12 protein-coding genes are annotated in these 13342 nt (G+C 71.0%); 7 read left to right on the top strand and 5 right to left on the bottom strand.

The window, feature by feature from the left end:
• Window positions 1–1218: a GNAT family N-acetyltransferase gene (locus tag ACLBX9_RS26210; protein ID WP_447720962.1), complete on the top strand. Its 1218-nt coding sequence runs from the start codon at window positions 1–3 to the stop codon at window positions 1216–1218.
• Window positions 1219–1522: 304 nt separating this feature from the next.
• Here ACLBX9_RS26210 and ACLBX9_RS26205 read toward each other — a convergent pair whose 3' ends face one another.
• Entirely contained in the window at window positions 1523–1750 is a 228-nt protein-coding gene (locus tag ACLBX9_RS26205) for a hypothetical protein (protein WP_447720981.1), read from the bottom strand.
• Window positions 1751–2245: 495 nt separating this feature from the next.
• Window positions 2246–3673 (bottom strand): protein adenylyltransferase SelO, encoded by a 1428-nt coding sequence (locus ACLBX9_RS26200; RefSeq protein WP_447720961.1) that lies wholly within the window; start codon window positions 3671–3673, stop codon window positions 2246–2248.
• 304 nt (window positions 3674–3977) lie between these two features.
• On the opposite strand from ACLBX9_RS26200, the gene ACLBX9_RS26195 reads away from it, so the two are divergent.
• The 3 genes from ACLBX9_RS26195 to ACLBX9_RS26185 all read left to right on the top strand — a co-directional run bounded on the left by ACLBX9_RS26195 (window position 3978) and on the right by ACLBX9_RS26185 (window position 8528).
• Window positions 3978–4664 (top strand): collagen-like protein, encoded by a 687-nt coding sequence (locus ACLBX9_RS26195; RefSeq protein ID WP_447720960.1) that lies wholly within the window; start codon window positions 3978–3980, stop codon window positions 4662–4664.
• Between the two features lie 593 nt (window positions 4665–5257).
• Window positions 5258–6802 carry an aspartate ammonia-lyase gene (locus ACLBX9_RS26190; RefSeq protein ID WP_447720959.1) on the top strand — a complete coding sequence of 515 codons (1545 nt, stop codon included), beginning with the start codon at window positions 5258–5260 and terminating at the stop codon, window positions 6800–6802.
• Between the two features lie 565 nt (window positions 6803–7367).
• Window positions 7368–8528 carry a FecR domain-containing protein gene (locus ACLBX9_RS26185; protein WP_039893717.1) on the top strand — a complete coding sequence of 387 codons (1161 nt, stop codon included), beginning with the start codon at window positions 7368–7370 and terminating at the stop codon, window positions 8526–8528.
• Window positions 8529–8730: 202 nt separating this feature from the next.
• Here ACLBX9_RS26185 and ACLBX9_RS26180 read toward each other — a convergent pair whose 3' ends face one another.
• The gene (locus tag ACLBX9_RS26180) at window positions 8731–9201 is read right to left on the bottom strand and encodes a tRNA (cytidine(34)-2'-O)-methyltransferase (RefSeq protein WP_010684938.1); all 471 of its coding nucleotides are present in this window, start codon (window positions 9199–9201) and stop codon (window positions 8731–8733) included.
• Window positions 9202–9390: 189 nt separating this feature from the next.
• Here ACLBX9_RS26180 and ACLBX9_RS26175 point away from each other — a divergent pair, with 189 nt between their 5' ends.
• Complete coding sequence (locus ACLBX9_RS26175) at window positions 9391–9894, top strand: PRC-barrel domain-containing protein (RefSeq protein WP_010684939.1); 504 nt, start codon at window positions 9391–9393, stop codon at window positions 9892–9894.
• Between the two features lie 96 nt (window positions 9895–9990).
• Entirely contained in the window at window positions 9991–10572 is a 582-nt protein-coding gene (locus ACLBX9_RS26170) for an SCO family protein (RefSeq protein WP_010684940.1), read from the top strand.
• Between the two features lie 36 nt (window positions 10573–10608).
• Here the strand turns inward: ACLBX9_RS26170 and ACLBX9_RS26165 are convergent, their stop codons facing one another.
• Together ACLBX9_RS26165 and ACLBX9_RS26160 are read right to left on the bottom strand one after the other, a co-directional pair.
• Window positions 10609–11247 (bottom strand): PilZ domain-containing protein, encoded by a 639-nt coding sequence (locus ACLBX9_RS26165; protein WP_010684941.1) that lies wholly within the window; start codon window positions 11245–11247, stop codon window positions 10609–10611.
• A gap of 218 nt (window positions 11248–11465) precedes the next feature.
• Window positions 11466–12065, bottom strand: coding sequence for a PAS domain-containing protein (locus tag ACLBX9_RS26160; protein ID WP_010684942.1), 600 nt, complete (start codon window positions 12063–12065; stop codon window positions 11466–11468).
• Between the two features lie 365 nt (window positions 12066–12430).
• Here ACLBX9_RS26160 and ACLBX9_RS26155 point away from each other — a divergent pair, with 365 nt between their 5' ends.
• Window positions 12431–13252: a rhomboid family intramembrane serine protease gene (locus tag ACLBX9_RS26155; RefSeq protein WP_010684943.1), complete on the top strand. Its 822-nt coding sequence runs from the start codon at window positions 12431–12433 to the stop codon at window positions 13250–13252.
• Window positions 13253–13342 lie beyond the last annotated feature (90 nt).

Genomic DNA, 13342 nt, shown 5'->3' with positions numbered 1-13342 from the left:
ATGCGCACCACCGCCACGCTTGCCGGAGGCCTCGTGGCGGCGGTCCGGTCCCTCGACCCGGGGCAGCCCTGGATCCCGGCCTGGCGGGCCCTCGGCGCGGCCGCGATGGTGCGAAACCCGTTCTACGAGGCCGGCTACGCGCTGGCCGCCCGCGACGCGTTCGGGGCCGGCGTGCGGCTCCTGATCGTGGCCGACCGGTCCCCCGAGGCAGCGGGAGTCCGGCTCCGCGCCGCCTGGCCGTTCCGGGTGTCGTGGCGGCGCTGGGGCGTGCCGCTGCCGCTCCTGATGGGCTGGACCCACGGCTACTGCCCGTTCGGCGCGCCGCTCCTCGATCGCGCCGATCCGGCGGCCGCCCTGGCGGCCCTGCTCGCCGCCCCGCGGGCGCTCGGCCTGCCGCCGCGTCTCCTCCTGCCCAACGCGCCCGCCGGCGGGCCGCTGGCCGACCTTCTGACGGATCTGGGCCTGCGCCATGCCGGCTACTGGCCCCACGCGCGCGGGATGCTCGACCTGACCGCGCGCGCGCCGGAGGACCGGCCCGCCTATCTCGATCACCTGTCCGGCCAACGTCGGCGCAAGCTGCGCCGCGCCCGCGCGCTCCTGGAGGCGGACGGTCCAGTGGCGTTCGAGATCCTCGACGCGCCCGCCGCCATCGACGCCGCCCTGGACGCCTACGTCGCCCTCGAGGCGGCCGGCTGGAAGGACCGGGCGGGCACGGGGCTGGGGCACCGGCCGGAGGAGGTGGCGTTCCTGCGCGCGGCGCTGGCCGATCTCGGCGCCGAGGGCGGGGTGCGCGTCGCCCGCCTGCGCCGCGACGAGCGGACGCTCGCCGCCATGATCCTGCCGGTCACCGGCGCCGAGGCCTGGGTCCTGAAGATCGCGCACGACGAGACGCGGCCGGAGGCCGCGCCCGGCGTCCAGCTCGTCCACCGCCTGACCGAGGCGGTGGCCGCGGGCGATTGGCCGATCGACCGGATCGATTCCTGCGCGCCGCCGGACTTCGCCCTCGGCTCCGCCTTCTGGATGGAGCGGCGCGACATCGCCCATCTTCTGGTGGAGGCGGGGCGCGATCCGCTGTTCCCGCTGGCCCGGGCGCTGGAGCGGGCCAGGGAACGCGTTGCGAAGGCGCGGGCGGCCCGGGCGCGCGAGGCCCAGCTCACCAGCTCAACCGGGCGATCGGCTCCAGCCGCGCCCGCGCCGCCGCCGCATCCTGCCCCATGACGGCGATCCGGCCGGACAGGCCGTAGCAGGTCGCGCGGAAGGAGAATGGCATCAGCACGTACCCGTCGTCGCGCGCCCGGACGACGGAGGCGATCAGGCAGGGCAGGACCGGCTGATCCGCCGACCCGGCGAGGCAGTCGGCGCGGGGGCTGCCGGAGGCCGGGCGGTTGGGCCAGGTCAGCAGGAGCGTGGTGCCGCCCCTTCGGTCGGGCGCCCGGTGGCAGGGTCTAGCCGCGCAGGAACAGCGCGCCGGCCGGGAGGACGAGGGGGATCAGGCTCCAGCGCATCCGCGACCTCCCGGGCCTCAGTCGCCCTCGTCGAACCGCGTGCGATAGAAGACCTCGCGGCCGGCGCCGTCGATCACCCGGACGGCCTCGGCCGGCTCGCCCGCGCGCTGGGGTACCCGGGCCCGCGCGAACAGGCGCAGCGCCCGCTCCTGCGCGCTCTCCAGGCTGCCGACGCGCACGGAGATCCGGGTCTGGATCTCGTCCGGCTCCGGTCCGAGGACTTCGATGTGGAAGGTCTCGCGCAAGGGGATCGCCTGATCGGTGGGCCTCAACGGCCGGATCGGGTGGTCCGGCCGTGGCGCGGCATAGCATGATCCGGTGTCGTGTCGGCCCCCGGTTGCCCGCCCGGGCTTGCATACGGCCTTGCACACGGGCTTGCACACGGCCTTGCAGACCGACTTTGCAGGCAGCGCGAGGCAACGCGGAAGCGCCCCGAACTCACGAGGGCGCGGGGTCGGATCGCTCCGCTCGCACGGGTGCTCGGCCCTGCCGGATGACGGCTTCGAAATTGATCTCGGCACGAAGTCGAATTGCGTCCCGCGCCACGTCGGCTCTATGAGGACCGCGTCATCGGAGGGAGATCACCGGAGGAACCCCGTGGACCCGCTCAAGGCTGCCGCCGCGACGTTCGTCTGCCTCGCCCTGTTCTGGCTGGCCTTCCGGCTGACCCGGCGGCTGGTCGACCTCGCCATCGCGGGGGGCTACGCGGAGGAGCGCCGTCGCCTGGCGGAGGAGGCGGCTCAGGCCGATGCGGGCGCGGTGCCGCAGGCCTCGGCCATCCGGGCCACCGCGTCGAGCTTGGCGGTGAACTGGGACCAGTCGTCCGCCGCGGCGATCGGCGCCCACAACGCCTCCACCTCGTCGATCAGGAGCGTGCAGGGCGCCTCTGCGAAGTAGGGGTGGTCGAGCCGCGCCCCCGGCGCGGGCGCGAGCGGCCCCAGCGCGGTCCGCACCGGCGCGAAGGCCTCGGCGCGGTAATGGGTCGCGGACGGCCCGGCCTGCGCGCGATCAGCGCTCGCGAGGCCTCCGTACCAGTCGAAGAAGAACCGCTCGAAGGGGGCCCGCGTCTCGGCCAGGAACCGCCAGACCGCGGACACCAACCGGTCGGCCTCCGGCTGCGGCGCCGCGGCGAGGCCGAGCCGGCGGAACAGTGCCTGCGCGAAGGCCTCCTGCAGGGCCGGCCCGAAGCGCGAGAGCGCGGATTCCAGACGCGCCTGGGGTGCCAGGGTCAGCAGGCAGTCGGCGAGCCGGCAGAGGTTCCAGTACAAGGCCTCCGGCTGGCGGCCGAAGCTGTAGAGCCCTGTCTCGTCGAAATATGCCGCGGTGAAGTCCGGGTCGAAATGGGGCAGGAAGCGCCAGGGGCCGTAATCGAAGCTCTCGCCGGTGACGTTGATGTTGTCGCTGTTGAGGACTCCGTGGACGAAACCCGCGGCCGCCCACTGCGCCCCGAGGCGGCCCACGCGGGCGACGACGTCCTCCAGGAAGGCGACGCCTCTGTCCTCCAGGCGCTCCCGCCAGAGCTCCGGCCGGTGGGTCTCGATGGTGTGGTCGAGGAGCCGGGCGATGTTGTCGGTCTCGCCGAGCGCCAGGAAGCGCTGGAAGGTCCCGATGCGGATGTGCCCGTGGGACAGGCGCACCAGCACGGAGGAGCGGGCCGGCGAGGGCTCGTCGCCGCGCACGAGATCCTCCCCGGTCTCGATCAGGCTGAAGCTCTTCGAGGTGTAGACGCCCTGCGCCTCCAGGAGCGCTGTCGCCAGCACCTCGCGCACGCCGCCCTTCAGGGTGAGGCGCCCGTCGGCACCGCGCGACCAGGGCGTGGTGCCGCTGCCCTTGGTGCCGAGGTCGAGGAGGCGCCCGTCCGCCCGGTCGTGGAGCTGAGCGAACAGGAAGCCGCGGCCGTCCCCGAGCTCCGGATTGTAGGAGCGGAACTGGTGGCCGTGGTAGCGCAGCGCCAGCGGGCTCTCGAAGCTGCCGAGCAGGGGCTCGAACCGGGCGAAATGGGCGATCCAGTCCGCCTCGGAGAGGCCGCCGAGGCCGACCCGCTCCGCCCAGGCCTGGTTGCGGTAGCGCAGGATCGTCTGCGGGAACCGGGCCGGCGTCACGGCATCGAAGAAGGCGGCCCCGAGATCGGCGTGGCGCCGGGAGGGCCTGAAGGCGGGGTCTTCCACGGGGTGCGTCTCACGGTGGGCGGAGTCTATCGTACCAAGTGGGCGAGGCGGGATCCGTTGCCGCGTTCCGGCTCCCGTGCGCGGACCATCGCGCGTCGCCGCTACGCTGCGCTCCGCGCGTCGAGACTGCCGGCGACCCGACCTGGCGGCTCGCGCGCCTCCAGCGGCGTGGTCCGGCACAGGGTGCGCTGCAGCGCGGCGTGGAGGGTCCGTAATCCCCGGTGAAGTCCTCGGTCGACGCCTTGGATTATTGTTGTGCCACAATTTTTATGCATCTTGGGTTCGATATGCTTTGGATCGGCCGATGCTGCGACACGTCAAATATGGTTCGGCTGCGCTCGGCATCCTGGTGTTCTTCGCGCAGATTTCGCGCGCGACGGCAGAAATAAAGATCGAGGCGGCCAAGATCACCGGCGGTGAGCTTTGGATTTTGGGCCATTCCGACGAGCTCGACGCTGAAGTTCTCCTCGACGGACGCTTTTCCCAGAAATCCGACCGGCGCGGCTACTTCGAATTCCACGTCGTCTATCACCCCCCGACCTGCATCGTGGCGCTCCGCACGGCGAGCGAGGCGCGTGATGTGGTGGTCGGCGAGTGCGGCCAGCGCGGCCCGCAGGGACCCAGCCTCGCGGGTCCGGCCGGTCCGCCCGGTCCGCCCGGTCCGCCCGGTCCGCCCGGGCCGAAAGGTGAAGCTGGACCGATCGGCCAAACCGGGCCGGTGGGCGCGCCCGGGATCCAAGGTCCGCCCGGTCCGGAAGGGAAGCAGGGTGCCCGCGGTGCCCCGGGCAGCGATGGTCTGGCCGGCCCCCCTGGTCCGCGCGGACCGCAAGGACCGCCCGGAGCAACCCCGAAAGCGAAGCCGGCCCCCGCGCCGGCGGCTCCCATGAACAAGCCGCGCCGGCCCGCGCCACCGCGCGAGCCGGACGCCACAGTCGAAGCACCGCTCGAGCTCAACCCTGGCGCGGGAATTTCGGCGGAGGACCGCTATTAAAGCCGTGCCCGATCACGTTGCGCACGGGACACGACCCAAGCCAGGACGCCTCGGTTCGGCTGTCCAGTTCGCCCCCTCATCCTGAGGTGCCGGGGCGCAGCGAGGCCTCGAAGGAGCCCTCCAGCCAGCCGCGCGATCCCTGGAGGGTTCCTTCGAGGCGGCTGCGCCGCACCTCAGGATGAGGGGGATGGGTGGGATCCGCGGGAACACCGTCCGACTGGGTCCTGTCGCGTACCGTGCGCGTTGCCATCGGGCACAACTCCACGCCTCTGTCGTGACGCGCTCTCCGGCACCGATGCGGCGTCCCTTTCGGCAGAGAGCGCCCTGACCGCACAGGATCCGGCCACGCAGGAGCGGCAGCCCCGGAACGCCGACCGCAGGCTCGGCGCCGCGCGAGCGCCGACATCCGGCAGGTCTGGGGCGCCCCGGTCGTGGCCCGAGGCGCCGAGGGAGCCGCGCCAAGGCGCGACGCACATGCCGGTTCTGTCGCTGACGGCACGCGCGTCCGGATGCGGAGCACGGCCGGAACGACAATAATCGAGCGGGCGATCTCTGAAGACCGCAAGGCGAACACCTGAAACGGGGGCAGTCAGATGGCGCGGAAGCATCCCAGTGCGGGCCGGAGAACGGGAGCGGCGGCGCCGGCCGCGCCGGCCCAGGCAGCCCCATCCGCCGAGATCGCGGTCGCCACCGTGCGAACCGTGGAACTGGAGCCCGCCAGGACCCGCTCCGAGCACGATCTGCTCGGCGATGGTGAGGTCCCGGCGGACGCGCTCTGGGGCATCCACACCAAGCGCGCGGTGACCAACTTCCCGATCACGGGCGTGCCGGTCGGCCATTTCCCGGAATTCGTCCGGGCGCTCGCCCTGGTGAAACAGGCCGCCGCCCGCGCGAACCGACGCCTCGGCTACCTCGAGCCGGGCAAGGCCGACCTGATCGACCGGGCCTGCACCGTGGTCGCCGAGGACCGCAGCTACGACGCCGCCTTCGTGGTCGATGCCATCCAGGGCGGCGCCGGCACCTCGACCAACATGAACACCAACGAGGTCATCGCCAACGTGGCGCTCGGCCTGATGGGACGGAAGCCGGGCGACTACGCCGCGCTCCATCCCAATGACGACGTGAACATGGCGCAGAGCACCAACGACGCCTACCCGACCGCTCTCCGGCTGGCGGTGATTTTCGGGACGCAGCCGCTCATCAAGGCGCTCGATGACCTCGCCTACGCCTTCAAGGGCAAGGCGGTGGAGTTCGCCGACGTGCTCAAGATGGGGCGCACCCAGCTTCAGGACGCCGTGCCGATGACGCTCGGCCAGGAATTCGACGGCTTCCACGCCACCCTCAAGGAGGATGTGGCGCGCCTGGGCGAGATCGTCGGGCTGTTCCGCGAGGTGAACCTCGGGGCCACGGCGATCGGCACCGGGATCAACGCGGATCCGCGCTACGCCGCGCTCGCCGTCGAGGAACTCTCGCGCGTCTCCGGCCAGCCGATGGTGCTGGCCTCGAACCTGATCGAAGCGACGTCGGATCTCGGCGCCTTCGTGCTGTTTTCGGGGACGCTCAAGCGGGTGGCGGTCAAGCTGTCGAAGATCTGCAACGACCTGCGGCTGCTGTCGTCCGGCCCGCGGACGGGTTTTGGCGAGATCCGGCTTCCGGCCGTGCAGGCCGGCTCCTCGATCATGCCGGGCAAGGTCAACCCGGTGATCCCCGAGGTGGTGAACCAAGTCGCCTACATGGTCATCGGCCAGGATCTGACCGTGACGCTGTGCGCCGAGGGTGGGCAATTGCAGCTCAACGCCTTCGAGCCGACGATCGGCTACTGCGTGCTCTCCTCGCTGCGCATGCTCACGGCGGCGGTGGATACGCTCACGAAGCGCTGCGTGGACGGCATCGAGGCCGACCGGGAGCGTTGCCGCGCCCTCGTCCAGGGCTCGATCGGGCTGGTGACGGCGCTCGCCCCGACGCTGGGCTACGAGGCGAGTTCGCGCGTGGCGCAGCGCGCGCTGAAGGAGAACCGGCCGGTCGCCGACCTCGTTCTGGAGGAGGGCCTGCTGACCGAGGCGGAACTCAACAAGCTGCTGGAACTGGAGGCGATGATCCAGCCGACGCGACGGCAGCGGGCGGCCACAACCCTCTGACGTCCTGACCGCCCCTGGCGGGTCGGCCTCCCCTTGGCGCCACCAGGGTCTGGACCGGCCGGACTGAGGGCGCGGTCGAGGTCCCTCCGCGGTGCTCGTGGGAGCCGCACCGAAGACGCGCCCACCGAGCCGGAGGGCCGCGGATCAGGTCCGCTGCGATCGGCCGGGTCCGGCCGTCGCGCCGGCGTGCATGAAGGACCGAGGCGACCGGTTTCGCGACGGTCGGCCCTCTCGCGGCAATGCAACTTGCGACAGGCGTGCGCATTGATGGCCTGCACCGGCCCTGCGGAGAATGGACGGAGGTCTTCATGTCGGATCCTCCGCCCATCGCGTGGGACGGTGTCTGTCGCGCAGCCCGTGGGAAGCTTGGCTGATTGATTTGAGAGAAAGCCCATCCGGCTGAAAGCAGAAATGCAATCGCTGTGTCGCGATGGACACTGAGTACGCGCTGCTATACTGAACGGGAAGATTGTCTCTGCTGAGCAGAGATCGGCGACAAGAATCTCGACGCCCTTCGACCGGAGGCCCTGTGAAGCCCGCTGTTCGAGTCTGTTGCGCCACCGCCATGGCTGGTCTTCTGCTCGACGGCACCGCCTTCGGGAGGACGATGAATATCGGCAAGGCGGAACTCGTGGTGCCCGATGTCAAGAGCACGTCGGTCGAACAGGAGGAGCGACGTCTGCAGGTCGGGATTGATGTGTTCAAAGACGACGTCGTGCAGACCGGCGGCATCGGTGCTGTCATACTTCAGTTCACCGATAAGACGACGCTGAAGATTTTTCCGAACTCGACAGTCAAGCTCGATAATTACGTCTACGACGCGGACAAGACCGTGTTGCAGATCGGGCTGAGCCTTCTCTCCGGAGCGATGCGGATCGCGTCCGGCGGCCCGCACACGGCCGACAAATATCAGCTGCGGACCCCCCTGGCGACGATCGGCATCCGAGGCACCGTTGTCCACATCGTTTCTGAAAAGGACAGGACCGTCGTCGAGGCGCTGCACGGGACCTTCAACGCCTGCGCGACGACGAGTTCGGCGTGTCGAACCGTGCTGGCGACGGACGACATGAACGCCCTTCAACTCTGGAGCGACGGCCGACTCGAAAAGGCCCGTGCACGCCGGGATCTCGGGGTACGTTCGGCCCATGGAAGCAGCACCCTTTCGGCGGCGGGTGGATCCGCCACGACGGTAATATCGACCGGCTCGGATCCTTATGATCTGATCGGGCAATCTTACAGCTTGAATATTGGCGGTTATGTCTCGGGCGGAAATAATATATCCGTCGGCGGCTTCACCCGCGCAAATCCCGGCTATTCGCCGATCGGCAATGGAGGGAATGCTTTATATTACAGTGTCAGTAATTCGACCGCCAGTCCCAACGGGATTGGTGGACAGGCTTTCGGGAATGGCGCGGGCGAGTTTGGTCTCGCGCAGGGTACGGGGTCCTTGGAGGCTCTGTTCTCCTCGGCGCCAGGAGCCGGCAGTGGAGCCGGCAGTGGGTCCGGCAGCGCGCCCACGCTGGAGGCGAACGCCAATCTCCTGGAGGCTCTGCTCGCCGCGATCCCGAGTGGCGGTGGCGGTGGTGTCAGCAGCGGGTCCGGTGGCGGATCCGGTGGTGCGCCGTCGCCCGCGGTGAACACGGGCGTCGGTCTGCTGCTGGCTGGGGCGACCTTCGCTTTTCTCCGGCGCAAGGGCCGTGGCCGGCACGCGCGCGTCGCGGCCTGACGGCGCATCATCCAGCCGGCGTCGCGGGGCGTCCGGTTCCAGACATGGCCGCCCGCCTGCGGACGATCGCGCATGCGCGGTGCGCCGACGAAGGGCCGCGGCCGGTTCGTCACGGCCCGCGCAGACCCCACGATCTGCACCACACGACCGGGCAGGGTCGCGCGCCGCTGCGCGCACGGCCGGCCGATCCTGAAGGCGGATCCTAGACGTCAGGCCGCGCCGGCCCCGCCGTCTGCCGCAGGGCCTCGCCGGCGATCATCGCGGCCGCCACCGCGACGTTGAGGGAGCGCAGGCCCGGCCGGATCGGCACCACCACCCGGGCATCGGCCGCCGCGTGGACCGCCTCCGGCACGCCGGCGGATTCGCGCCCGACCATCAGGCAATCGTCCGGGCGGAAGGCGAAATCCGTGTAGGGCAGGGCACCCGACGTGGTGGCGAGGACGAGCCGGATCCCGGCCTCGGCCCGCCACGCCGCGAAGGCCGCGAAGGAGCGGTGCCGGGTGATCGCCACGTGGTCGAGGTAGTCGAGGCCGGAGCGGCGCAGGTGCCGGTCCGAGACGTCGAAGCCCGCCGGCTCCACGATCTCCACCGCCAGGCCCAGGCAGGCGGCCATGCGCAGCATCGTGCCGGTGTTCTGCGGGATGTCGGGCTGGTAGATCGCGAGGCGGAGCATGGCACCGGCCTTGTGGCGGCCGGACGCCCGACCGTCAAAGTCCGGCATCGCCGATGCGCAGCCGGCAAACCGCCGCGCCGGCCCCGAGACCCGCCGAAGTCCCGCGAGAATGCGCGGAACTTAAACCCCGCCGGAACCTTGAGGCGGCGCGACCCTCGTCCGCGGCTCCCGTCCGAAAGACCTGCTCCGATGCGCATCCCGCTCCTCGCCTCGGCCCTCCTGCTGGCCGGCCTCGCCACCGCCGCGGCGCAGAATGCCGGCCCCAACGCGGACGGCGGCAGCGCCGCGACCCCGGTGCCCGGCCAGCCCGCCACCATGGCCGACAGCCTGCGCCCGACCTTCGTGGCCCAGACCCCCGACGACATGGTGGCCAGCAAGCTGATCGGTTCGAGCGTCGTGAACGGCGCCAACGAGACGATCGGGCAGATCGCCGATTTCGTCCTGGACCAGAAGGGCGCCGTGAAGGCCTGGATCATCGGGGTCGGCGGCTTCCTGGGGATCGGCTCGAAATACGTCGCGGTCGATCCCTCCGTGCTCAAGCTCGACCGGACCGACGACAAGACCCTCCAGGCCCGGATCGACACGACCAAGGACCAGCTCCGCGCCGCGCCGGAATACGTCTATCTCGGCAAGGAGCCGCCGAAGGGCGCCGCCCCCGCCAGCCCCGCCGGGGAGACGGCGCGGAAGCCCTGACGGCAGCACGCCGAGGCAAGGCGGCACCGTGCCGGCTTGCCTCGACGCGCTGTTCTGTGCTGTGCCGGCCCCCGTCCGGAGGTCGGAACCCGTTCCATGCGCCGCGCCCTCGTCCCGCTTCTCGCCTTCTGCCTCGGCCTCGTCGGCCTGACCGGCGCGGCGGTGTTCGCCTTCCTGCCCGAGAAGGCGCCGGTGGGCGTGCCCGGTGTCGGCGGCCCGTTCACCCTGGTGGATCAGGACGGCCGCACGGTCACCGAGCGCGACTTCGCCGGGGCGACGCATCTCCTGTTCTTCGGCTTCACCCATTGTCCGGACGTGTGCCCGACAACCCTGCAGCAGATCTCCGACGTGCTGGCCGCCCTGGGGCCGAAGGGCAAGGGGATGCGGGTCGCCTTCATCACGGTTGACCCCGAGCGCGACGATCCGGCGAGCCTGAAGACCTACCTGTCGAGCTTCGACCCGCGCATCACCGGCCTCACCGGCAGCCCCGAGCAGGTCGCCGCCGCCGAGAAGGCCTACCGCGCCTATGCCCGCAAGGTCCCCGGCAAGGAGGGCGACTACACGATGGAGCACACCGCCCTGGTCTACGTGATGGACGCCCGGAACCGCTTCCTCGGCGCCCTGGACCTGTCGCGCCCGGCGGAGGACACCGCGGCGCAGCTCGCCAAGAAGATCTGAGGTCGGGCACCCGGGCGACGACCGGCCGGGGACGCCCTACAGCGTCATCCCGGCGTGGAAGCGGTCGGGGGAGAGCGGCAGCAGGAACTGGACGCCGAAGCCGCCCTCGAAGTAGCGGACCAGCCGCCCCGGGGTGCTGCCCACAGTCACGGCGGCGCCGAGCGGCAGCGTGGCCGGGCAGGCGATCGCGACGCCCGACATCGAGATGTCGATGAGCCGGGCCGGGATCTCGCGCCCCCCGTCGAGCCGCAGGAGCACCGCCGTGTGGGTCGGCACGAGGCGCTCGTGGGAGCGCCCCTCCGGCAGGCCCAGGATCTCCCGGTTGGCGAGCCACGTCAGCTGCGAGGCGAGCTTGTCGCGCTTGCGCGGCGTGGCGTTGAGCTGGACCGCGAACCCGTCCGCGCAGTGGCGGGCGATCGTGCCCTCGATCCGGCCGATATGCTCCAGGTACAGCACCACCCGCTCGCCGACCTCGCCCAGCACGGCGCAGGTCAGGCGCACGCCGCCCGGTGACATGTCCACCGTCTGGCACGGATATTCCCGGCGGTCGGCCAGCATGTAGCGGCCGAGGACGGCGACCCGCACCCGCTGGTGACGGCGCGCATCGGCGGCACCGCGCGCCGGCTCGGGGGCCGCGCGAAACTCTCGTCTGGCGGTGGCGTCGACCGCGATCATCCAGAAATTGGCCCTGCGCCGCGATAATCGAAGCTGCAGACTAGAATCCGACGGTTACGAAACCCTTTTCCTCCTTCAGTTCCGCGCCTTTTGCGCGGATATTTCGGCGATCAAGCACCACCGCAGACCGGCCGAGTGACTGCGATGCTGTGATCTCTGTTGTTCGTGTAAAATAGTCATAATCGGGGGTTCGAATTGATCTAGGTCAGGAATACTCCTCAAATCCGGCCGCCCGCGTGGACGAAGAGGTGGCCGCGGCGCACCGGTCCCGGATAGCCGGCCCCGGATCGGACCGCCGGCCGCGCAGGCGGTCCGGCCTCCGGCCTCCGGCTCGGCAGGATGCGCAGGGACGTGGTCTCCGCCTGAACCAGCGGGCGCAGGCCGATCCAGGGCGGCGCGCCGTCGAGGCTGAGGGTGCCGAGCGCCCGGACCTGGGTGCGGCCGCGGTGCCGCAGCGGCAGGAGCAGGAGTTCGAGGTCCGCGGCTTCGCCGGCCGTGTTGGTGGCGCGCAGGCCCGCCACGACGCCGAGCGTATCGGTTGCGACGATCTCCACGATGCGCCAGGGGTCGGGCGCCTGCGAGCCCCAGAGCCGGGCGAAGGGCGCGCCCTTCAGTTCCTGGCCGTAGAGGGCGCAGACCCGCGTCCCGGCGAGCCGGACAGTGGCGGCGCGCGCGGCCATGTCGAGCTCGAGGATCAGGCTGTCGGCGAGGAGGTGGCGGATCTCGCCCGGCTCGATCTCGGCCCGCTCCGGCGCGGAACGCTCGCCGCGCAGACGCTCCCAGTAGGCGTGAAGCATGCGGCTGGTGGGATTCTTCATCGGTGTCCCGACTCTAAACGCCTGTTGTTCATCCCTGGGTCGATCTGGCACATCCGCGAGGCTGTGGCCGGCCGAACCGGGCTCTCACGGCGTCGCCGCGCACGCCCCGTGCCGTTCGATTCGCGGACGCTGTCCGGGGGCGGCTTGTGGCTGAATCGGATTCCGGGCGCCACAAGGTTCTGGGCGCCGGCGTCGCCGGCATCGCGCATCCGAGCCGGCGGAGGCCGCGAAGCTGCTGAGTTCCAAGACAGCTTGGCTGTTAACCCTATATCGACTGAGAATTTGAGACGCGCCGTCTTCATCCGCGAGCGTCAATAGATCGCCGGGGCTTGCCCATCCGCCCCGAGCCCCGACATGGTGCCGCGATGGATGCCTCCCCCGAATTTCCGCGGCAGAGCCGCGTGCCCGTCTTCAACATGCCGGGGGTGGTGACGCTCTCGATCGGGCTGCTCCTGCTGATCCAGGCGGTGCGCGAGTTCCTGCTGCCGGATACGCTCGACATCCGCGTCGTCCTCGATCTCGCCCTCGTCCCCGCCCGCTGGACGGTGTGGTTCGATCCCGGCCGGGCCTCCGAGGTGATCCGCGCGGCGGCCGATGGCGGCGATGCCAGCCTGGACGCCGCGCGCGAAGCCTTCGCCCGCTACATCGTGGGCGAGCACGCGCTCCAGCCGTGGACGCTGGTCACCTACGCGTTGCTGCACGGCTCGTGGATGCACGTGATCTTCAACAGCGTCTGGCTCGCCGCCTTCGGATCGCCGGTGGCCCGGCGCTGCGGGGCCCTGCGCTTCGGCGCCCTGGCCCTGGCCGGCACGGCGGCCGGCGGCGTGCTGCACGTGCTGGTCGATCCCTTGAGCGCGGGGCCGCTGGTCGGCGCCTCGGCAGGCATCTCGGCCCTGATGGCCGCCGCCGCCCGGTTCGTGTTCCAGCCGCCGGCCTCGGGCTACCGGGGCCCGTCCTGGCAGCTGCCGCCGCACCGGGCCGCCGAGACGATCCCGGAGCTCCTGCGCAACCGGACCGCCGTGTCATTCCTGGCGATCTGGCTGCTGACCAACCTGCTGTTCGGCCTCGTCAGCGTGCCCCTCGTCGGCGAGAACGCCGCCATCGCGTGGGACGCGCATCTGGGCGGTTTCATCGTGGGCTTCCTGCTGTTCCCGCTGCTCGACCCGCGGGAGGCGCGGCCGCACTGAGCACCTTGCCAACGCGGCGGATCGGACACACACTCGCCACAATGTGAAGAAGCCGGGCTCACCCGGACACCAGCGTAACCAAGGCGCCGC

Source organism: Methylobacterium sp. A49B, assembly GCF_053346215.1.
This window is presented reverse-complemented; position numbering and strand designations above follow the sequence as displayed.

Excerpts from the sequence above, each read along its gene's own strand:
- ACLBX9_RS26210 (WP_447720962.1), top strand. The coding sequence starts at position 1 with ATGCGCACCACCGCCACGCTTGCCGGAGGCCTCGTGGCGGCGGTCCGG.
- ACLBX9_RS26195 (WP_447720960.1), top strand. The coding sequence starts at position 3,978 with ATGCTGCGACACGTCAAATATGGTTCGGCTGCGCTCGGCATCCTGGTG.
- ACLBX9_RS26190 (WP_447720959.1), top strand. The coding sequence starts at position 5,258 with ATGGCGCGGAAGCATCCCAGTGCGGGCCGGAGAACGGGAGCGGCGGCG.
- ACLBX9_RS26185 (WP_039893717.1), top strand. The coding sequence starts at position 7,368 with ATGGCTGGTCTTCTGCTCGACGGCACCGCCTTCGGGAGGACGATGAAT.
- ACLBX9_RS26180 (WP_010684938.1), bottom strand. The coding sequence starts at position 9,201 with ATGCTCCGCCTCGCGATCTACCAGCCCGACATCCCGCAGAACACCGGC.
- ACLBX9_RS26175 (WP_010684939.1), top strand. The coding sequence starts at position 9,391 with ATGCGCATCCCGCTCCTCGCCTCGGCCCTCCTGCTGGCCGGCCTCGCC.
- ACLBX9_RS26170 (WP_010684940.1), top strand. The coding sequence starts at position 9,991 with ATGCGCCGCGCCCTCGTCCCGCTTCTCGCCTTCTGCCTCGGCCTCGTC.
- ACLBX9_RS26165 (WP_010684941.1), bottom strand. The coding sequence starts at position 11,247 with ATGATCGCGGTCGACGCCACCGCCAGACGAGAGTTTCGCGCGGCCCCC.
- ACLBX9_RS26160 (WP_010684942.1), bottom strand. The coding sequence starts at position 12,065 with ATGAAGAATCCCACCAGCCGCATGCTTCACGCCTACTGGGAGCGTCTG.
- ACLBX9_RS26155 (WP_010684943.1), top strand. The coding sequence starts at position 12,431 with ATGGATGCCTCCCCCGAATTTCCGCGGCAGAGCCGCGTGCCCGTCTTC.